The sequence below is a fragment of the Streptomyces sp. NPDC004732 genome (assembly GCF_040609235.1).
Classification (GTDB): domain Bacteria; phylum Actinomycetota; class Actinomycetes; order Streptomycetales; family Streptomycetaceae; genus Streptomyces.
Map to the genome: position 1 here is coordinate 38417 of NZ_JBEXJR010000024.1, position 18982 is coordinate 57398.

At 71.5% G+C, this 18982-nt stretch carries 17 protein-coding genes; 8 read left to right on the plus strand and 9 right to left on the minus strand.

Going from position 1 to position 18982, the window contains the following annotated elements; genetic code table 11:
• Positions 1–528: 528 nt before the first annotated feature.
• Together ABZV77_RS41040 and ABZV77_RS41045 are read left to right on the plus strand one after the other, a co-directional pair.
• Positions 529–3801 carry a molecular chaperone Hsp90 gene (locus ABZV77_RS41040; RefSeq protein WP_356268213.1) on the plus strand — a complete coding sequence of 1091 codons (3273 nt, stop codon included), beginning with the start codon at positions 529–531 and terminating at the stop codon, positions 3799–3801.
• A 190-nt stretch (positions 3802–3991) separates the two neighbouring features.
• The gene (locus ABZV77_RS41045; protein ID WP_356268215.1) at positions 3992–4765 is read left to right on the plus strand and encodes a calcium-binding protein; all 774 of its coding nucleotides are present in this window, start codon (positions 3992–3994) and stop codon (positions 4763–4765) included.
• A gap of 25 nt (positions 4766–4790) precedes the next feature.
• On the opposite strand, the gene ABZV77_RS41050 is transcribed toward ABZV77_RS41045, so the two are convergent.
• Positions 4791–7193, minus strand: coding sequence for a cation-translocating P-type ATPase (locus ABZV77_RS41050; protein WP_356268216.1), 2403 nt, complete (start codon positions 7191–7193; stop codon positions 4791–4793).
• Between the two features lie 95 nt (positions 7194–7288).
• On the minus strand, positions 7289–7558 hold the full coding sequence (locus ABZV77_RS41055; RefSeq protein WP_356268218.1) for a DUF2530 domain-containing protein: 270 nt from the start codon (positions 7556–7558) through the stop codon (positions 7289–7291).
• A gap of 217 nt (positions 7559–7775) precedes the next feature.
• Here ABZV77_RS41055 and ABZV77_RS41060 point away from each other — a divergent pair, with 217 nt between their 5' ends.
• Positions 7776–9230, plus strand: coding sequence for an NCS2 family permease (locus tag ABZV77_RS41060; RefSeq protein WP_356268220.1), 1455 nt, complete (start codon positions 7776–7778; stop codon positions 9228–9230).
• A gap of 33 nt (positions 9231–9263) precedes the next feature.
• On the opposite strand, the gene ABZV77_RS41065 is transcribed toward ABZV77_RS41060, so the two are convergent.
• The gene (locus ABZV77_RS41065; protein ID WP_079075028.1) at positions 9264–9446 is read right to left on the minus strand and encodes a ribbon-helix-helix protein, CopG family; all 183 of its coding nucleotides are present in this window, start codon (positions 9444–9446) and stop codon (positions 9264–9266) included.
• Between the two features lie 143 nt (positions 9447–9589).
• On the opposite strand from ABZV77_RS41065, the gene ABZV77_RS41070 reads away from it, so the two are divergent.
• Positions 9590–10027: a MarR family transcriptional regulator gene (locus ABZV77_RS41070; protein WP_055568427.1), complete on the plus strand. Its 438-nt coding sequence runs from the start codon at positions 9590–9592 to the stop codon at positions 10025–10027.
• Positions 10028–10101: 74 nt separating this feature from the next.
• Entirely contained in the window at positions 10102–11448 is a 1347-nt protein-coding gene (locus tag ABZV77_RS41075) for an MFS transporter (RefSeq protein ID WP_356268222.1), read from the plus strand.
• A 53-nt stretch (positions 11449–11501) separates the two neighbouring features.
• Here the strand turns inward: ABZV77_RS41075 and ABZV77_RS41080 are convergent, their stop codons facing one another.
• Complete coding sequence (locus tag ABZV77_RS41080) at positions 11502–12032, minus strand: GNAT family N-acetyltransferase (protein WP_356268309.1); 531 nt, start codon at positions 12030–12032, stop codon at positions 11502–11504.
• A 41-nt stretch (positions 12033–12073) separates the two neighbouring features.
• On the opposite strand from ABZV77_RS41080, the gene thpR reads away from it, so the two are divergent.
• A complete protein-coding gene (gene thpR, locus ABZV77_RS41085; RefSeq protein ID WP_356268224.1) occupies positions 12074–12664 on the plus strand; it encodes an RNA 2',3'-cyclic phosphodiesterase in 591 nt (196 codons plus the stop codon).
• A 136-nt stretch (positions 12665–12800) separates the two neighbouring features.
• Here the strand turns inward: thpR and ABZV77_RS41090 are convergent, their stop codons facing one another.
• Together ABZV77_RS41090 and ABZV77_RS41095 are read right to left on the minus strand one after the other, a co-directional pair.
• Positions 12801–13793, minus strand: a complete 993-nt coding sequence (locus ABZV77_RS41090) for an aldo/keto reductase (protein ID WP_356268226.1) — start codon at positions 13791–13793, stop codon at positions 12801–12803.
• Positions 13794–13855: 62 nt separating this feature from the next.
• The gene (locus tag ABZV77_RS41095; protein WP_356268228.1) at positions 13856–14362 is read right to left on the minus strand and encodes a MarR family transcriptional regulator; all 507 of its coding nucleotides are present in this window, start codon (positions 14360–14362) and stop codon (positions 13856–13858) included.
• A 53-nt stretch (positions 14363–14415) separates the two neighbouring features.
• Between ABZV77_RS41095 and ABZV77_RS41100 the strand changes: the two genes are divergently transcribed.
• Positions 14416–14922, plus strand: a complete 507-nt coding sequence (locus ABZV77_RS41100) for a carboxymuconolactone decarboxylase family protein (protein WP_356268230.1) — start codon at positions 14416–14418, stop codon at positions 14920–14922.
• 17 nt (positions 14923–14939) lie between these two features.
• Here the strand turns inward: ABZV77_RS41100 and ABZV77_RS41105 are convergent, their stop codons facing one another.
• The gene (locus ABZV77_RS41105; protein WP_356268232.1) at positions 14940–16190 is read right to left on the minus strand and encodes a DUF418 domain-containing protein; all 1251 of its coding nucleotides are present in this window, start codon (positions 16188–16190) and stop codon (positions 14940–14942) included.
• 47 nt (positions 16191–16237) lie between these two features.
• A complete protein-coding gene (locus tag ABZV77_RS41110) occupies positions 16238–17248 on the minus strand; it encodes an AraC family transcriptional regulator (protein ID WP_356268234.1) in 1011 nt (336 codons plus the stop codon).
• An 89-nt stretch (positions 17249–17337) separates the two neighbouring features.
• Here ABZV77_RS41110 and ABZV77_RS41115 point away from each other — a divergent pair, with 89 nt between their 5' ends.
• A complete protein-coding gene (locus tag ABZV77_RS41115) occupies positions 17338–18234 on the plus strand; it encodes an MBL fold metallo-hydrolase (RefSeq protein WP_356268236.1) in 897 nt (298 codons plus the stop codon).
• Here ABZV77_RS41115 and ABZV77_RS41120 read toward each other — a convergent pair.
• The gene (locus tag ABZV77_RS41120) at positions 18215–18919 is read right to left on the minus strand and encodes a GDSL-type esterase/lipase family protein (RefSeq protein WP_356268238.1); all 705 of its coding nucleotides are present in this window, start codon (positions 18917–18919) and stop codon (positions 18215–18217) included. The two genes, ABZV77_RS41115 and ABZV77_RS41120, sit on opposite strands and share 20 nt — an antisense overlap.
• Positions 18920–18982 lie beyond the last annotated feature (63 nt).

Consider the following 18982-nt stretch of genomic DNA (forward strand, 5'->3'; position numbering starts at 1 on the left):
GCCCCGCCGCGGAGCGGCGGAGTGCTGCACGTTCACTCGGTGGTGCGGGGTGAACGGGCGGGTGGGTGGGGGAATCGCCGCGGAGCGGCGTAGCAGGGGGACTTGGCGGTGCTGGTGGAGGGAAGTCCCGTCCAAGCCGCGGAGCGGCGTAGCGCCCCGACTGCCTTGGTGCGGGGAGTCCACTCTCGCCCCGCCGCGGAGCGGCGGAGTGCTGCACGTTCACCTGACGGTGCGGGGTAAACGGGCGGGTGGGTGGGGGAATCGCCGCGGAGCGGCGTAGCAGGGGGACTTGGCGGTGCTGGTGGAGGGAAGTCCCGTCCAAGCCGCGGAGCGGCGTAGCGCCCCGACTGCCTAGGTGCGGGGAGTCCACTCTGGCCCCGCCGCGGAGCGGCGAAGCAGGGCGCCGCACCCCCGCCCCCGCCGCGGAGCGGAGACGATGGCCTCCCTCAAGGAGAGGGCGCGATACCGTTCGCCCGCAAGGCACAAGGCACGTCGCCACCTGCCCACCCCCAGAGGAGACAGTCGACCGTGAGCAAGACCGTGCGGCCGGCGGCCGAGGGTACGGATCCCTTCGGCACCGCCCGCCTCCGCCGCGGAGTACTCGACGCATGGGCGGCGGCCCCGTCCCGTTTCCGCGAGGACGCCAACGCCGAGGAAGACCTCGCCCTCGGCGGCTACCGCGACCGCCTCGTCGTGGAGCTCGCCCAGAACGCCTCGGACGCCGCCGCCCGCGCGGGCGTTCCGGGCCGACTGGCGTTGACGCTGCACGGCGGAGTCCTCGCCGCGGCCAACAGCGGTGCTCCGCTCGACGCCACCGGGGTCGAGTCCCTCTCCACCCTCCGCGCCTCCGCGAAGCGGGAGCCGAGCAGCACGGCCACGGCCACCGACGCCGTGGGCCGCTTCGGCGTCGGCTTCGCCGCCGTGCTCGCCGTCTCCGACGAGCCCGCGGTCGTCGGCCGCACCGGCGGCGTCCGCTGGTCGCTGTCCGAGGCGCGGGAACTGGCCGCGGAGACCGCCAGGTTCAGCCCGGGCCTCGGGGACGAGGTACGGCGGCGGGACGGCCACGTGCCGCTGCTCCGCCTCCCCTTCGCCGCCGAGGGCACCGCCCCCGACGGCTACGACACGGTCGTCATCCTGCCGCTGCGCGACGCCGCCGCGGAGGACCTGGTCGCCCGGCTGCTCGACGGGGTCGACGACGCGCTGCTCCTCGCCCTGCCGGGGCTTGCGGAGGTCAGCATCCGGACCCCGGACGGGACCACGCGCACGCTGCGTCGCCGTACCGAGGCCCCGTACACCGTGATCGAGGACAGCCGCGACGGCACCACCCGCTGGCGTACCGTCAGCAGGCAGGGACCGCTCGCTGCCGACCTCCTGAAGGACCGGCCCGTCGAGGAGCGGCTGCGCCCGCACTGGTCGGTCACCTGGGCCGTGCCCACGGGCCGCGACGGCGCTCCGGAGCGGCCGCGCACCAGCCCCGTCGTGCACGCGCCGACGCCGAGCGACGAGCCGCTGGGCGTACCGGCGTTGCTCATCGCCTCGTTCCCGCTGGACACCGCGCGGCGGCATGCCGCCCCGGGGCCGTTGACCGACTTCCTGGTGGAGCGGGCCGCGGACGCGTACGTCGAACTGCTCGCCGACTGGCGGCCGGTCACCGAGGGGATCATCTCCCTCGTGCCGGGGCCGCTCGGCAAGAGCGAGCTGGACGGCGCGCTGCGGCAGGGCATCCTGGACCGGCTGCCCCGTACCGCCTTCCTGCCGCCCGCGCTGCCCCGCGCCAAGGACGACGAGGACGAACTGCCGGAGGCGCTGCGGCCCCGCGACGCGGAGGTCGTGGAGGGCGCGGGTGCCGACACGGTCCGTGTCCTCGCCGAGGTGCTGCCCTGTCTGCTGCCCGCGGGCCTGGAGCGCCGCGCCGAGCTGCGCACGCTGGGCGTGGCGCGGATCGCGCTGACGGAGGCGGTGGACCGGCTCGCGGGTCTGGAGCGGATGCCCGGCTGGTGGCGGCGGCTGTACGACACGCTGGCCGGGGTCGACCCGGACCGCCTCTCGGGGCTGCCGGTGCCGCTGGCGGGCGGGCCGACGCCTTCGCCGGGTTATGAGGACATGGTTCGTGAAGACCCGGGCCAAGAGGGCTTGGGCCAAGAGGGCTTGGGTCATGAGGGTCCGGACCGCGAGAGCGGGGTAGGTTCCGGCGGGCGCGCCGCGCGCACCACCATCGGCCCCCGCCAGGTCCTGCTCCCCACCCCCGCCGACGGGCCCGGCCGCGCCGTCGACCCCGCCTCCCTCGCCCGCCTCGGGCTGAAGATCGCCCACCCGGATGCCGCCCACCCGCTGCTGGAGAAGCTCGGCGCGCTGCCCGCCACGCCCCGCGCCGTCCTCACCACGCCGCAGGTCCGTGCCGCCGTCGCCGCGTCGCTCGACGACGACACGTGGGACGAGGATGCGCTGGACGCCGAGGAGTTGGCGGACGTCGTGCTCGCTCTCGTACGGGACGCGAACCTCGCGCCGGGCGACGAGCCGTGGCTGGCCGCGCTCGCGCTGCCCGACGAGGACGGCGAGCTCGCCCCGGCCGGTGAGCTCGTGCTGCCCGGCAGCGACTTCGCGCAGGTCATGCGGGACGACGAACTCGCGCTCACGGACCAGGAGCTGGCCGACCGCTGGGGTGAGCAGCCGCTCGCCGCATGCGGTGTGCTCGCCACCTTCGCTCTCGTACGCACCACCGACGTCGTTCTCGACCCCGATGAACTGGAGCCCCGCGAGGGCGACTTCCCCGAGCCGGACGACGCGGGTCTGCTCGATGCCGTGGACGTGTGGTGCGAGGACGTGCTCGACCGGCTGCCCGACACCCCGGTGCCGCCGGTGGCGACCGAGATCGTCGCCGTGCGGGATCTCGACCTGGTCGACGACGACTGCTGGCCGCAGGCGCTGGCGATGCTGTCGCGTCCGCCGTTGCGGGACGCGCTGACGCAGCCGTTGCGGGTGCTGCTGCCGGACGGGACGACGGAGACGGTCCGTTCGTACACGGCGTGGTGGCTGCGCGGGCACCCGGTGCTCGACGGCCGCCGTCCCGCCGGGCTGCGGGCGGAGGGCGGTGATCCGCTCCTTGTCGGTCTGTACGACGCGGCGGACGCGTCCGGTTTTGGGGACGAGCAGGTACTGCGGGCGCTGGGGGTGCGGACCTCCCTCGGCGCACTGCTGGAGGAGCCGGGCGGCGCGGCCGAGCTGCTCGACCGCCTCGCGGACCCGGAGAGGACCGTTTCCGCGGCGCAGTTGCATGCGCTGTACGGGGCGCTGGCCGATCTCGACCCGGATCAGGTGACGCTCCCGGACGAGCTGCGCGCGGTGGTGGACGGTGAGGTCGTGGTGGTCGACGCGGCGGACGCGGTGGTCGCGGACGCCCCCGATCTGCTGCCGCTGGCCGGTGGTGTGGCGCTGCTGCCGGTGCAGCCGCGCAGGGCGGCGGATCTGGCGGAGCTGTTCCAGGTGCGGCGGCTGAGCGAGACGGCGGCCGTGGAGCCCGCGGGGGAGGGCGTCGAGCACGCGGTGCCGGAGTCGGTGCGGATCCTGCTCGGGTCGGCGACCCCGGAGACGTACGTCGAGTACGACGAACTGGTCGCGGGCGGCGTGGAGCTGGACTGGCGCCGTACGCCGGACGGCACGGTGCACGCGGCGACCCTGGAGGGCGTCGCGGCCGGGCTCGCCTGGGCGGCGGGGCAGTGGCCGCGGCGCTTCGAGGTGGCGGCGCTCCTGGAGGACCCGTCGCGGACCGAGGAGCTGGCGCGGGACCGCTGGTTCGACTGAGGGGTGGCCCTCCTTCCGGGGGAGGGAGCGGGGTTGGCTGATGTGCCGTGGTCATATGTTCTTCACATCGCGTACAACCAGCCACCCCTGTCGAATGTCTGATCTTCCGAGTCAACAGACTCCTAGATCACTTGGGACCCGCGTGACCGCGTCACGCTCCGCGGGTCCCCTTCTCCACCTGGGGAAACACATGCGCATCCGTGCCACCGTGGCCGCACTGTCCGGCACCCTGGCCCTTTCCGCACTCGCCGTCCCGGCCGCCCAGGCCGCTGACGCCCCGGCTGACATCAAGATCACGAAGGCGAGCGTCAACGGCGGCAAGGACGTCGTGATCGGCACCACCGCGAGGAAGGAGTTCAAGCTCTCCATCACCGCCACCGACCCGGCGGGCGTGCGAGGCATCAGCGGCTTCCTGTGGTTCGGCCCGGACTTCAACACGTCCACCGAGGTCATCAAGCCCATCGTCTTCGACCCCAAGTGCGTGGAAGTGAACGCCACCACGACGACCTGCACCGACACGGTCATCGCCTACCCGCAGGACCTCCGCAACGCCCACGCCACCAAGTGGAACGTGTTCGCCACCGCGGTGAACAACAACGGCGACAAGCACCGCGAGGAGTACCTCAAGGCGGACGCCCGCATCCAGCGCGCCGCCCGCCTCACCACCAACGCCTCCCCGGAGCCCATCAAGAAGGGCAAGACCCTCACGGTCACCGGCGCCCTCACCCGCGCCAACTGGGACACCCTGAAGTACGCGGGCTACACCAAGCAGTCCGTGCAGCTGCAGTACAAGAAGAAGGGCGCCAGCAGCTACACGACGCTCAAGACGGTCAAGTCCGACACCAAGGGCAACCTGAAGACCACGGTGAAGGCCTCCGCCGACGGCTACTTCCGTTACGTCTTCGCCGGTACGTCCACGACCCCGGCCGTGACGTCGACGAGCGACTTCGTCGACGTCCGCTAGGACCGCGGCAGCCCCGGACCGACCCCTACGCCGGGAAGCGGCGGTCCACCCACCGGTAGATGACCTCGATCACGAGTGAGGCCACCGCCGCGATGGCGACCGCCGCCCACGGCATCGTCGTGCCCACCAGCTTCAGCTGGAAGAAGTCCTGGAGCCAGGGCACGGTCAGCACGAACAGGAAGCCGAGACCCATCGCGCCGATGAGGCCGATCCGCCACCACGTGTAGGGGCGGGCGATGATGGCGAGGACCCACATGGCGATCAGGAACAGCGCCAGGGTCGCCGCGCTGGTCTCGGCTTCCCGCGCGCCCGCGCCGTCGTAGTGGTGCCGGGCCAGGAGGTACGTCACGAACGTGGCGACACCCGCGACGACGCCGCCCGGGATCGCGTACCGCATGACCCTGCGGACGAAGTGCGGTTTCGCGCGCTCCTTGTTGGGGGCGAGCGCGAGGAAGAAGGCGGGGACGCCGATGGTGAGCGTGGAGAGCAGCGTCAGGTGGCGGGGCAGGAAGATGTACTCGACCTGCGAGCAGACGACGAGCAGCGCGATGATCACCGAGTAGACGGTCTTCACCAGGAACAGCGTGGCGACGCGCGTGATGTTGCCGATGACGCGGCGGCCCTCGGCGACGACGGAGGGCAGCGTCGCGAAGCTGTTGTTGAGGAGCACGATCTGGGCGACCGCCCGGGTCGCCTCGGAGCCGGAGCCCATCGAGACGCCGATGTCGGCGTCCTTGAGGGCCAGTACGTCGTTCACGCCGTCGCCCGTCATCGCGACCGTGTGGCCGCGTGACTGGAGGGCGCCCACCATGTCGCGCTTCTGCTGCGGGGTGACGCGGCCGAAGACGGAGTTGTCGTCGAGGGCCTGCGCCATCTCGTCCTGCTCGGTGGGCAGTCGGCGCGCGTCCACGGTGTTCTCCGCGCCCGGCAGGCCGAGTTTGCCCGCGACGGCGCTCACCGAGACGGCGTTGTCGCCGGAGATGACCTTGGCGGCGACGTCCTGCTCCTCGAAGTAGCGCAGGGTGTCGGCGGCGTCGGGCCGCAGTCGCTGTTCCAGGACGACCAGGGCGGTGGCCTTCGCCCCGGACGCCACGGCGGGGTCGTCGAGGTCGACGGCCGCGCGGGCGAGGAGCAGGACGCGCAGGCCCTGCCGGTTGAGGTCCTCGATCTCGGCGAGCGACGGATCGCCGTCGGGCAGGAGCACGTCGGGGGCGCCGAGCAGCCACGTCGACGTGGCGCCGTCACCCTCGCCGAAGGAGGCGCCGCTGTACTTGCGGGCGGAGGAGAAGGGCAGCGACTCCGTGCAGCGCCACTCCTCGCTGTCGGGGTAGGCGTCGATGATCGCCTGGAGCGAGGCGTTCGGCCGGGGGTCGGACTCGCCGAGGGCGCCGAGGACCTTGCGCACGTACGTCTCGTCGGCGCCGCCAAGCGGGCGCAGCTCGGTGACGTCCATGCCGCCCTCGGTGAGGGTGCCGGTCTTGTCGAGGCAGACCGTGTCGACGCGGGCGAGGCCCTCGATGGCGGGGAGTTCCTGGACGAGGCACTGTTTGCGGCCGAGCCGGATCACGCCGATCGCGAAGGCCACGGAGGTGAGGAGGACGAGCCCCTCCGGGATCATGGGGACGATCCCGCCCACCGTGTACGCGATGGACTCCTTGAAGTTGTCGTCCTTGACGACGAGCTGGGAGATGACCAGACCGATGGAGGTCGGGATCATCAGCCACGTCACGTACTTGAGGATCGTGGAGATGCCGGTGCGCAGCTCGGAGTGGACGAGGGTGAAGCGGCTGGCCTCCTCGGCGAGCTGCGCGGCATACGCCTCGCGGCCGACCTTGGTGGCGGTGAAGGCGCCGCCGCCCGCGACCACGAACGAGCCCGACATCATCGCGTCGCCGGGCTTCTTGATGACGGGGTCGGCCTCACCGGTCAGGAGCGACTCGTCGACCTCCAGGCTGTCGGTCTCGACGGCCTCGCCGTCCACCGGGATCTTGTCGCCGGGGCCCACTTCGACGAGGTCGCCGAGGACGATCTCGGAGGTGGAGATCTCGGCGGCCTGCCCGTCGCGCCGCACGGTGGGTTTGGCCTCGCCGATGACGGCGAGGCTGTCCAGCGTCTTCTTGGCGCGCCACTCCTGGATGATGCCGATGCCGGTGTTGGCGACGATGACGAAGCCGAAGAGGCTGTCCTGTATCGGCGCGACGAACAGCATGATCACCCAGAGCACGCCGATGATCGCGTTGAAGCGCGTGAAGACGTTGGCCCGGACGATCTCGCTCAGGGAGCGTGAGCTGCGGACCGGTACGTCGTTGACCTCGCCGCGTGCGACTCGCTCGGCCACCTCGGCGGTGGTCAGGCCGGTGGCCCGCCCGTTGGGGGGTGGCACCGGGTGGACCGGGTCGAGCTCGGCGCCCGCGTCGATATGCGTCATGCATTCGACGGTAAGGGCGGTCCTGCGGCTTCACCCCTTGAATGCCCCAAAGATCCGACCAGGGTAGGACGTGCACCGTCCCGTGGTTGTACGGACTACTGCGGCTGGGGATCCCCGGAAGTGACCTTCGACCTCTTGATCGCGGCGTCGCGCTTGCGTACGTACCAGATCCCGATGAGGCCGAGACCCGCACCGGCCAGGCAGGTCCACACCCACCAGGTCGCGTCGCGGTCGTCGAACCAGCCGTAGAACGGCAGCTGGACCAGGAAGAGGACGAACCAGAGGATCGTGCCACCTGTGATGGTGGAGACCACGGGGCCCTCCAGGGGCTCCGGCGCCTCGTGCTTGGGGGTCCACTTCGCCATGGGTACAGCTTACGAGGCGGGGTCGGCGGCTCGTACACCCGTTGCCCGGCGCCCGTACGCCCGTTGCTCCGCAGGGGTCTACGCGCGGAGATAGCGATTTCTGCTTCATGTATTCATACTGAAACCGCTCGTTAATGGCCGATTGCTTTCGTATGAAGGTACAAGTTCGCGAAACTCGGCTCGTCACCTTCTTCATTCACAGGTCATGAGGTTTTCCATGTCTTCCTCGGCCAGCGCCCCGGTCGATGCCCGTAAAGAGCCGCCGAAAGCCCCGCTGAACGGCCTCGACGCGTTCTTCAAGATCTCGGAGCGCGGCTCGACCCTGGCCAGGGAAGTCCGCGGCGGTTTCGCCACCTTCTTCGCGATGGCCTACATCGTCGTGCTGAACCCGATCATCCTGGGCAGCGCGAAGGACATGTACGGGCACCAGCTCGACAACAAGCAGCTGGTCACCGCGACCGTGCTGACCGCGGCCTTCACCACGCTCCTCATGGGCGTCATCGGCAACGTCCCGATCGCGCTCGCCGCGGGGCTCGGCGTGAACACCGTCGTCGCCCTCCAGCTCGCGCCCCGGATGTCCTGGCCCGACGCGATGGGCATGGTCGTCCTCGCGGGCTTCGTGGTGATGCTGCTGGTCGCGACCGGACTGCGGGAGCGCGTGATGAGCGCCGTGCCGCTGGGCCTGCGCAAGGGCATCGCGATCGGCATCGGCCTCTTCATCATGCTGATCGGCCTCGTCGACGCCGGTTTCGTCTCGCGCATCCCGGACGCCGCGCACACCACCGTCCCGCTGCAGCTCGGCGGCGACGGCCACCTCAACGGCTGGCCCGTCCTCGTCTTCGTGCTCGGCGTGCTGCTCACCCTCGCGCTCCTCGTACGCAAGGTGCCGGGCGCGATCCTGCTCAGCATCGTCGTCATGACGGTCGTCGCGATGATCATCCACGCCGCCGCCGGGCTCGACAGCGCCTCCTGGGGCCTGACCAGCCCCGAGTGGCCCGGCAACCCCGTCTCGACGCCGGACTTCGGGCTCGTCGGCGAGATCAGCCTGTTCGGCGGCTTCGAGAAGGTCGGCGTACTGACCGGCGTCCTCTTCGTCTTCACCGTGCTGCTCTCGTGCTTCTTCGACGCGATGGGCACGATCATGGGCATCGGCGACGAGGCGAAGCTGACGGACGCCAACGGCAACATGCCCGGCATCAACAAGGTGCTCTTCGTCGACGGCATCGCCGTCGCCGCCGGTGGCGCCTCGTCCGCCTCCGCCACCACCTGCTTCGTGGAGTCCACGGCGGGCGTCGGCGAGGGCGCCCGCACGGGCTTCGCGAACGTCGTCACCGGCGGGCTCTTCGCCGTCGCGCTCTTCCTCACGCCGATCGCCACGATGGTCCCGTCCCAGGCCGCCACGCCCGCGCTGCTCGCGGTCGGCTTCCTGATCCTGTCCGGGTCCATCGGGCAGATCGACTGGGCGGACTACACGATCGCGATCCCCGCGTTCGTCACGATGCTGATGATGCCGTTCACGTACTCGATCACGAACGGCATCGGCATGGGCTTCATCACCTTCACGGTGCTGCGGCTCGCGGCGGGGCGCGGGCGCGAGGTGCCGGTCGCGATGTACGCGGTGTCGGCGGTGTTCGCCTTCTACTACCTGATGCCTGCGCTGAACCTCACCTGAGGCTCCGCCGCGGTTCAGCCGCCGACGGGGCGCTCAAGCCGCCCCGTAGAACTTCTCTGTCTCCTCGACGGACGCCTTGAAGCGCTCGTCGAAGTCGTCCCGAATGAGCGTCCGGACCACATAGTCCTGGACGCTCATTCCTCTTTTGGCCGCGTGCTGTCGGAGCCGGTCGAGCAGCTCACCGTCTATGCGCAGGCTGAGCACTGGCGATCCCATGCCTGACAGGGTCCACGGCCCCCCGCGGCCGGTGCGTCACTTTCCGGAGTCACCTCACTCATTCGGGTGACGAAATGGTTCGGTGTCGCCCATCAGGGAATCCGAGTGGTCCTTAGCTTGGGTAATGAGTTACGCTAACAAACATGCCGGACCTCTCCCATGGTGACGATGCCGTCGCCGTGAACGCCCTGCGCTCCGCTGTGATGCGCCTGTCCCGTCGACTCAAGCACCAGCGTGTCGACGAGTCGCTGAGCCCCACCGAAATGTCGGTGCTCGGCACCCTCGCCCGCTGCGGCTCCGCCACCCCGGGCGAGCTCGCCCGCAAGGAGCACGTGCAGCCGCCGTCGATGACCCGCATCGTGGCCCTGCTCGAAGCCAAGGGTCTTGTCCGGCTCGAGCCGCACCCCGAGGACCGCCGCCAGAAGGTGGTGACCCAGACCGAGACCGCCGAGGCCATGCTCGAAGAGAGCCGCCGCAAGCGGAACGCCTGGCTCGCCGGTCTGGCCCAGGACCTCGACGAGGACGAGTGGGCGCGGCTCCGCGCCGCCGCTCCCGTGCTGGAAAAGCTCGCGCACCTGTAGTCCCGCGGCACCCCGCGGGCACTCCCGCCGCCCGGCGGCGGGAGCCGTACGTACGCCAAGGAGGCGAACCCACTTTGAGTACGGGATCCGGAGCAGACTCCGCCCCCGCACCAACCGCCCTCGACTCAACCGTCCGCCCCCACAAGACCTCGATGTTCAGCTCGCTGAAGATCCGCAACTACCGGCTCTTCGCGACCGGCGCGGTCGTCTCGAACACCGGCACCTGGATGGCCCGCATCACCCAGGACTGGCTGGTGCTGAGCCTCACCGGATCCTCCGCGGCCGTCGGTATCACCACGGCCATGCAGTTCCTGCCGATGCTGCTCTTCGGCCTGTACGGCGGCGTGATCGCCGACCGGTTCGCCAAGCGCAACCTGCTCTTCCTCACCCAGGGCGCGATGAGCCTCAGCGGGCTCTTCCTCGCGGCACTGACGCTCAGCGGGCACGTCCAGGTCTGGCACGTCTACTTCGCAGCCTTCTTCACCGGCCTCGTCACCGTCGTCGACAACCCGACGCGGCAGTCGTTCGTGTCCGAGATGGTGGGACCCGACCAGGTCCGCAACGCCGTCTCGCTGAACTCCGCCAACTTCCAGTCCGCGCGCCTCATCGGCCCCGCCGTGGCGAGCGCGCTGACCGCCGCCGTCGGACCCGGCTGGGCGTTCCTCGCCAACGGCCTGTCCTTCCTCGCGCCGCTCACCGGCCTCATGCTGATGCGCACCGCCGAGCTGCACCACACCCCGCGCAAGCCGCGCGGCAAGGGGCAGCTGAGGGAGGGCCTCACCTATGTGTCGAAGAACCCCGAGCTGATCTGGCCGATCGTCCTCGTCGGCTTCATCGGCACCTTCGGCTTCAACTTCCCGATCTGGCTGAGCGCCTTCGCGGACGACATCTTCCACGGCGGCGTGGGGATGTACGGGCTGTTCAACACCCTGATGGCGATCGGCTCACTGGCCGGTGCGCTGCTTGCGGCCCGCCGCGGCACCTCGCGCCTGCGGCTCCTCGCCGGGGCGGCCATCGCCTTCGGCGTGCTGCAGGTCGTGGCGGCGTTCGCGCCCGAGCTGTGGATGTTCGTCGCGCTGATCGTGCCGATCGGCATCCTCGGCCTGACGGTGAACGTCACCGCCAACTCCTCGGTCCAGATGGCCACGGACCCGGAGATGCGGGGCCGTGTCATGTCGCTGTTCATGATGGTCTTCACCGGCGGCACGCCGCTCGGCGGCCCGCTCTTCGGCTGGCTCGCCGATGCCTACGGCGTCCGGATCAGCATGGCCGTCGGCGGTCTGGTCTGCGCACTCGCCGCGGCCGGTGTCGGCCTGATGCTGGCACGTGCGGCGAACCTGCGGCTGAAGGTGGATCTCCGCCGCGGCCGTCAGCACGTGCAGTTCGTGCCGCGGGAGCGGGAGCTGGCCGCCGCGGCGTGAGGCCGCGCGGTGTGCTGCCGCGCCCTGTGCCCTGCGCCCTGTGCCCGGCCCGGTCAGACTCGCTGTGCGAGTACCTGGCCGGGCCAGCTGCCGTCCGGGCCCGTGAAGGGCTCCGTGGCGGTGAAGCCGTTGCTCTCGTAGTACGCGACGAGCGCCCGGTCCTCGCTCCGGTAGCAGTCGACCCGCAGCAGCCCGACACCCTGTCTGCGGGTCTCCTCGACGGCGTGCGCGAGGAGGGTGCGGCCCACGCCGCGGCCCGCGTGGCGGCGGTGGTCGGCGGCGAGCAGGTGGACGTACCGCTCGGGTTCGTCGGCCGCCGGGATGATGTCGCCGCCGGGCCCGTCCGTCAGCGTCAGGGTCCCCGCGACCTCGCCGCCGATCTCCGCGATCCACGGCTGGCCCGTCGTCAGGTACTTCTCGACCATCGCGACGGCCTTCGGGTTGGCCGACCAGGGCTTGGTGCCCCACTGCCCGGTGCGGCCGCGGGCGACGAGCCACTCCACGGCCCCGTCGAAGAGCGCGATGACCGCGGGGATGTCGTCGGCCCCGCCCGGCCTGATGTCTATGGGCTCAGTGGTCCTCATGGGTTCGGAGTGATTCATGCAGGGAGGCTAGCGTCACCCCCATGAGACTCTTCGCCGCGGTCCTCCCGCCGGACTCCGCGACCTCCGAACTGGCCGCCGCGGCAGGTGCGTTGCAGGCCCTGCCCGGCGCCGACGCGCTCCGCTGGACGGCCCGCGACAGCTGGCACTTCACCCTCGCCTTCATGGCCGAGGTCGACGAGGCGACGGTGCCGGACCTCGCCGCACGCCTGGAGCGCGCCGCGCACCGCACGCCGCCGTTCTCCCTCGCCCTGCGCGGCGGCGGACACTTCGGGGAGCGGGCGCTGTGGGCGGGCGCCACGGGCGACGTCCAGGCACTGCGGCTCCTCGCGCAGCGGGCGGACGCGGCGGCGCGCAAGGCGGGCGTGACGATGGAGGAGCACCGGCACTACCGCCCCCACCTGACGCTGGCGCGCGGTGGCGGCGAGACGGGTCTCGGCCCGTACGTCGACGCGCTCGCCGCCTTCGAGGGCACCGCGTGGACGGTGGGCGAGCTGACGCTCGTACGCAGCAATCTGCCGCGCAGCGGGGTGCCGGGGGAGCGGCCGCGGTACGAGGCGGTCGGGCGCTGGGTACTGGGAGGCGGCGTCCGGGTGCCGGGCGGCGCCGGTTAACCTCGACGGTGTGGACCCGAAGACCAGAAACCGGATCATGGCCGGTGTGCTCGTGCTGATGTTCGTCGTGGTGGCGCTGGCGGCCGCGTTCGGCAATTAGCCGACGCGGACCGCCCCGCACACCTCCCTCAGGGGATCACCAGGCGAAGGACTCCGGCGACGGGCCGGGGCCGGGGAAGATCTCGTCCAGGGCGTCGAGGACCTCTCCGGACAGTTCGAGCTCGACCGCGCGCAGTGCGGATTCGAGCTGCCCCGCCGTGCGCGGGCCGACGATCGGCCCGGTGATGCCGGGCCGGGACAGCAGCCAGGCCAGCGCGACCTCGCCGGGCTCCAGACCGTGCTTGTCGAGCAGGTCCTCGTACGCCTGGACCTGCGCGCGGACCTCCGGCTTCGCGAGCTCCACGGCGGCGCGGCCGCCGGTGCGGCGCGAGCCCTCGCCCTCCTTCTTCAGCACACCGCCGAGCAGGCCGCCGTGCAGCGGCGACCACGGGATGACGCCGAGGCCGTAGTCCTGCGCGGCCGGGATGACCTCCATCTCGGCGTCGCGGGCGGCGAGGTTGTAGAGGCACTGCTCGCTGACGAGGCCGTAGCTGCCGAGGCGCCGCGCGGTCTCGTTGGCCTGGGCGATCTTGTAGCCGGGGAAGTTGGACGACCCCGCGTAGAGGATCTTGCCCTGCTGCACCAGGACGTCGACGGCCTGCCAGATCTCCTCGAACGGCGTCTGCCGGTCGATGTGGTGGAACTGGTAGAGGTCGATGTGGTCGGTCTGCAGCCGCTTGAGGCTCGCCTCGACGGCACGGCGGATGCTGAGCGCGGAGAGCCGGTCGTGGTTGGGCCAGGCCTCCTCCCCGTGTGGGGCCATGCTCCCGTACACCTTGGTGGCGAGCACCACCTTGTCGCGGCGGCCGCCGCCCTGCGTGAACCAGGTGCCGAGGATCTCCTCGGTGCGGCCCCTGCCCACGCTCTGCCCGTACGTGTTGGCGGTGTCGAAGAAGTTGAGGCCCGCGTCGAGCGCGGCGTCCATGAGCGTGTGGCTGTCGGGTTCGTTGGTGAGCGGCCCGAAGTTCATGGTGCCGAGCGTGAGCCGGCTGACCTTGAGCCCTGTGCGTCCCAGCTGCGTGTACTTCATGGGGATCAAGCCAAGGGGGTGAAGTGGACTCTAGGCAAGGGGGTTTCTGTGGGCCGGGGCCGTCACGAGCCGCCCAGCCAGCCCGCCGCGTCCAGCCGGAACGCCTCCTGCGGGACGACCGCGCGCAGGTCGTCCTCCATGGCCGTCAGCTGTCGTACGCCGATCCGCCGCGCCCACTCCGCCCGCAGCTCGTCGAAGATCGCCGCCGAGCGGCGGAGCGCGTCGATGCCGTGCGGGGTGAGGCGGACGAGTTTGCGGCGGGCGTCGGCGGGGTCGTCGGTGCGGGCCGCGTAGCCGAGGGCGATCAGGCGGTCGACCGTCTTGCCCGCGGCCTGCTTGGAGACGCCGAGGCGGCGCCCGACCTCGCTTGCGGTGGCGCCGTTCGACCCGATGGCCTGCATGGCGAACCCGTGGGCGGGGCGGACGTCGGGGTGGCCTTGGCGGGCGAGTTCGGCGTGCAGGCGGTCGATGAGGGTGCGGAAACCGGCGAAGAGGAGCAGGGGGAGCTCGTATCCCTTGCCAGTATCGTCAACCTGGTTTACCTTTTTGTCGTCAACCATGTTGTCCATTTTAGGGCCGGAGTGCGCCGCCGCACGACGGCGCGGGTCCGCAGGGGGTACCGATGTTTGCCGAGCACACACTGGACACCGCACCGCCCGCCTCGCGCGCCGCGATGGAGCGCACCGCCGCCGCCTTCGGGCAGGTGCCGGACGCGGTGGCGCGGCTCGCCGAGTCGCCCGAACTCCTCAACGGCTTCCTGGAGATGACCGCCGCCTTCGACCGGACGACCCTCGACCCCGTCGCCCGCGAGGTCGTCGTCATGACCGTCGCCGTCCGCAACGACTGCCACCTCTGCGTCACCCTGCACACCGGCAAGCTGCGCAAGCTGGGCGCGGGGACGGAGCTGGTGAGCGCCCTGCGCGAGCAGCGCCCGCTGGACGACGAACGCCTGGAAGCGGTCCGCCGCTTCACCCTCGCCGTCCTCGCGACGGCGGGCGGCGTGCCCGACGACGACATCAAGGACTTCCTCGCCCACGGCCACACCGAACGCAACGCCCTCGAAGTCGTCCTGGGCATCGGCACGTACACGATGTCGACGCTCGCGAACCGCCTGACCAGGGCGGCGTGAGGCCACCCTCCGACACCTCACTTCCCGTACATCACGCGCCGCAGCACCACCTCGACCGGCCCCCGCCGCCCCGCCCGCTCCAGCGCGTACGCCCCCGCCACCGTCACCAGCCACACCGCGGCCGCGACGAGTGCCATCGTCGCGCTGGTCAGGTGCGCGCCGAGGCCGAGGCCCCAGGCGGCGAGGATCGGGGCGAAGAGGAGGGAGTGGGTGAGGTAGCAGGAGAGGGAGCGCTTGCCGACGGCGGAGAGTGCGGTGACCGCCCGCGTGCCGCGCCGGGCCGGGCGCCGCACCCACCAGTGCGCGAACAGCGCGATCGCGGCGACGTAGCCGAGGCCGGCGGCGTTCCCGGTGATGTCGCGCAGCAGGCCGAGCGCCCCGGACTCGCTCTGCGCGTCGTCCGGTACGTCGAGGGCGCCGATGTGCGCGAGGGCCGCGGGCAGCGCCCCGAGCCAGCCGATCGCGATGCCGATGACGGCCGTGCGGCGCAGCAGCGGGAGGTGGCGGCCCGGCTCCTCCAGGATCCGGCGGCGCGCGGCCCAGAACCCGAGCAGGAAGATGGTGAACCCGCCGCCGACGAGGGAGAGCGGTGCGGCGAGGAAGGTGACGAAGAGCCCGCTCTCGGCACGCGTGCCCGCGGAGCTCAGCCAGCTCGGGTCGTCCGCCGCATAGGCGTCCGCGCCGGGCTCGGCCCCGGCGTCCCCGAGCGACCCCAGCTCGCCGTTCAGCCAGGCGGACACGACGGGCTGGAGGGCCCCGAAGAGCAGCAGCGCGGCACCGATCCCGATCCACCACTTCAGCGCCCGGTCGCCGCGCCGCAGGAAGAGCCAGCCGAGGGCGAGGCTCAGCAGCCCGTAGTAGCCGACGATGTCGCCCGCCATGAGGAGGGTGGCGTGCGCGAGCCCGATGACGACCAGGCAGAGGCTGCGTCGCCGCAGGACGGCGACGGTGTCGCGCGCGGAGGCTCCCGCGGCGGTGCGGCGCAGGAAGAGCTGCGTCATCCCGTACCCGAAGAGGAACGCGAAGAGCGGGTACACCCGCATGTCGAGGGTGGTGATCATCGTGAACTGCACGGCGTGGTCGAGCGCTCCGCCGTCCACGGGCTGCCATCCGGAGGGCCCGTGCTCCGCCTTCCAGAGGTGGAAGGCGGTGTTGGACAGCACGATGAGCAGCAGCATCAGGCCCCGGGCCAGGTCCGGGGCGAGGGCCCGGGCGCCGGGGGGCGGGGCGGGCGTCGCCGGGTTGTGCGCAGTGATCTCGACCGTCATGTCTGGACGGTATGGAGCCGGGGGTGGGGCGGGCGTCCGTCTTCCGGCTAGGGGGCGCCGACGAAAGTGTGCTTGTCGGGGGAGGCGGTCCGGTACCGGCCCGGTGTCGTGCCGAACGTGCGGGTGAAGGCGTGGGAGAGGGCGTAGGGGGAGCTGTAACCGACCTGGCGGGCCACCGTGTCCAGGGACGCCGTCGAGTCGCGCAGCAGTGTGGCCGCGCGGGACATGCGCCACCAGGTCAGATACGCCATGGGGGCGCGGCCCACCAGTGAGGTGAAGCGGCGGGCGAGGGTGGCGCGGGAGACGCCGGTGCGGGACGCCAGCTCCTCGTTGCTCCACGGCGCTTCGGGCGCCTCGTGCAGGAAGCGCAGGGCCTTGGCGACCACCGGGTCGCCGAGCGCGGTGGGCCAGCGGGCCGTGCAGTGGTCGTCGGCCAGGGACTCCGCGAGCCAGGCGCGCACCATGTAGACCAGGAGCAGGTCCAGGAGGCTGGGCACGGCGACGTCCGCGCCGCAGCGTGCCGCGCCCGCCTCCCTGCCGAGCAGGTCGATCGCGGCCTGTAGCTCGGGGTGGCGGCCCGCCCGGCGGGGCAGGTGGACGATGTCGGGGATCTCGTCGAGCAGTGGGTGGGCGTGGCCGCGGTCCAGGTGGTACTTGCCGCAGAGCATCTCGACGGCGGAACCGGGGGAGTTGGGGGAGTCGGGGGAATCGGGGAGTGCCGGGGCGAGTGTGGTCGGTCCGTCGTGCGTCACCGGCAGGGCGTGCGAGTCCAGCCAGAGGTCGAAGGGGACCGCGCGCTCCACGGTGGGGCCGTCCGCGGGGGAGTCCGCGAGGATGTGCCCGGTGCCGCGCGGCAGCAGCACCACGTCGCCCGCCGCGAGCATGAACGGTGCGCTGCCGTCGTCGGGCAGCAGCCAGCAACTCCCCTCCAGGAGCACGCGGAAGCCCATTCCGTCGTACGAGGGGATCCTGCTGCACCAGGAGCCGGACACCCTGACCCGGTTGGAGGCGGGCTGTCCGACCCGCGCCGCCGAGATCGCATCACTGACCACATCCATGGCGGGAGTCTACTGCGTGAGACGTATGCGTATCTGATTGAGGTGAGCGGGCATTGAGGCACTCGTTTCATCCTCCCTACGGTGAACCCATGAGCGAATTCAGCGGTCAGAAGATTGTGTTGGGTGACGTCGAGGTCAGCCGCGTCGTCGAAGTCGAGAGGTTCCCGCTCGCGGCGCAGATGGTCGTGCCCGAGGTGCCCGACGAGGTGTGGCGCGACAACGAGGAGTGGCTCGTGCCCGACCACTGGGACCCGGGCAGCGGCGACGCCATCGCGCTCATGCAGACCTGGGTGCTCAGGAGCGAGGGCAGGACCGTCCTCGTCGACACGGGCATAGGCAACGGCAGGGAGCGGCCCGGTGTGCCCCCCTTCGAGCACCTCGACACCGACTACCTCGACCGGCTCGCCGCCGCAGGGGTGCGGCCCGAGGACGTCGACGTCGTCGTCAACACCCACCTGCACGGCGACCACATCGGGTGGAACACACACAACGTGGGCGGCAGTTGGGTCCCCACCTTCCCCAACGCCACCTACCTCATCCCCGCCGCCGACCACGCCTTCTTCGGCCCCGACCGCGGCGACGCCGTCCGCGTGGACAACCGCTACGGCTTCGCGGACAGCATCGCGCCCGTCGTACAGGCAGGTCAGGCCGTGCTGTGGGAGGGCACGCACCGCATCGACTCCCACCTCACCCTGGAGTCCGCGCCAGGACACACCCCCGGCTCGTCCGTGCTGCGGCTGCACTCCGGCACCGACCGCGCCGTCTTCGTCGGTGATCTGCTGCACCTCCCGGTGCAGATCCTCGAACCGTGCTGCAGCAGTGAGTTCTGCGAGGACCCGAAGGAGGCCGCCGCGTCGCGCGTCCGGGTGCTCGGGCGGGCCGCCGACGAGGGGGAGCTGGTCGTCCCGGCGCACTTCGCCGGTACCGGCGCGGTGGAAGTGCGGCGCGAGGGAGGGAAGTTCGGGATCAGCCGGTGGGCGTCATGAGCGTCCCCGCGTAGGGGCCGCCGATGCCCCACGCCTGGGACAGGGCGTCCGCGAAGGCCGACGCCAGTTTGTGCTCGCCGCTCGCGTTCGGGTGCGTGCCGTCGTACGTGTCGAGGTGGATGTCGTACGACGGCGGGCGCGAGGCAAGCAGGAGCGGGGAGCGGGGCGTGTCCAGGTCCGCCACCGCCTTCGCCAGGAGCACGTTGAAGCGGTCGACCTCCGCGGCGAACGGGGCGTCGGACTCGGCCCGGACGTTCGGGATGACGGGCAGCAGCACCATCCGGACGTGCGGGTTCGCCGTGCGGGCCGCCGTGACGAAGGCGCGGACGTTCTCCGCGGTCTGCTCCGCGTTCGTGTAGAAGCCGAGGTCGATGAGGCCGAGGGAGACGAGCAGGACGTCGGCGGGATCGCGGGTCAGCGCGCCGGAGATCTGCGGGGCCAGGTGCAGCCAGCCCTCGCCCCAGCCCGCGAGGTGGTTGCGGGGGAAGTCCGGGGACGCGTCGGCGTACGCGTGGGAGAGGGGTTCTCCCGCCGCCTTGTCGTGGAGGGCGGTGCGCGGGCCGACCACGGCGACGCCCTCGGGGCCGAGGGTGTCGCACAGGTGTCGCCACATGCGGTGGCGCCAGGTGTGTTCACCGGCGCTCCCGATCGTCATGGAGTCGCCGACGAACATGAACCTGAGCATCCGGTCATCATCCCGGATCCGGGCCCCGGCCTGCGATGTGAGGCTGAGCACGCTCCGTGCCCC

What these genes read in the sequence shown, in the direction of transcription:
- ABZV77_RS41045 (WP_356268215.1), top strand. Translation starts at nt 3,992, where the DNA reads ATGCGCATCCGTGCCACCGTGGCCGCACTGTCCGGCACCCTGGCCCTT.
- ABZV77_RS41050 (WP_356268216.1), bottom strand. Translation starts at nt 7,193, where the DNA reads ATGACGCATATCGACGCGGGCGCCGAGCTCGACCCGGTCCACCCGGTG.
- ABZV77_RS41055 (WP_356268218.1), bottom strand. Translation starts at nt 7,558, where the DNA reads ATGGCGAAGTGGACCCCCAAGCACGAGGCGCCGGAGCCCCTGGAGGGC.
- ABZV77_RS41060 (WP_356268220.1), top strand. Translation starts at nt 7,776, where the DNA reads ATGTCTTCCTCGGCCAGCGCCCCGGTCGATGCCCGTAAAGAGCCGCCG.
- ABZV77_RS41065 (WP_079075028.1), bottom strand. Translation starts at nt 9,446, where the DNA reads ATGGGATCGCCAGTGCTCAGCCTGCGCATAGACGGTGAGCTGCTCGAC.
- ABZV77_RS41070 (WP_055568427.1), top strand. Translation starts at nt 9,590, where the DNA reads ATGCCGGACCTCTCCCATGGTGACGATGCCGTCGCCGTGAACGCCCTG.
- ABZV77_RS41080 (WP_356268309.1), bottom strand. Translation starts at nt 12,032, where the DNA reads ATGAGGACCACTGAGCCCATAGACATCAGGCCGGGCGGGGCCGACGAC.
- thpR (WP_356268224.1), top strand. Translation starts at nt 12,074, where the DNA reads ATGAGACTCTTCGCCGCGGTCCTCCCGCCGGACTCCGCGACCTCCGAA.
- ABZV77_RS41090 (WP_356268226.1), bottom strand. Translation starts at nt 13,793, where the DNA reads ATGAAGTACACGCAGCTGGGACGCACAGGGCTCAAGGTCAGCCGGCTC.
- ABZV77_RS41095 (WP_356268228.1), bottom strand. Translation starts at nt 14,362, where the DNA reads ATGGACAACATGGTTGACGACAAAAAGGTAAACCAGGTTGACGATACT.
- ABZV77_RS41100 (WP_356268230.1), top strand. Translation starts at nt 14,416, where the DNA reads ATGTTTGCCGAGCACACACTGGACACCGCACCGCCCGCCTCGCGCGCC.
- ABZV77_RS41105 (WP_356268232.1), bottom strand. Translation starts at nt 16,190, where the DNA reads ATGACGGTCGAGATCACTGCGCACAACCCGGCGACGCCCGCCCCGCCC.
- ABZV77_RS41110 (WP_356268234.1), bottom strand. Translation starts at nt 17,248, where the DNA reads ATGGATGTGGTCAGTGATGCGATCTCGGCGGCGCGGGTCGGACAGCCC.
- ABZV77_RS41115 (WP_356268236.1), top strand. Translation starts at nt 17,338, where the DNA reads ATGAGCGAATTCAGCGGTCAGAAGATTGTGTTGGGTGACGTCGAGGTC.
- ABZV77_RS41120 (WP_356268238.1), bottom strand. Translation starts at nt 18,919, where the DNA reads ATGCTCAGGTTCATGTTCGTCGGCGACTCCATGACGATCGGGAGCGCC.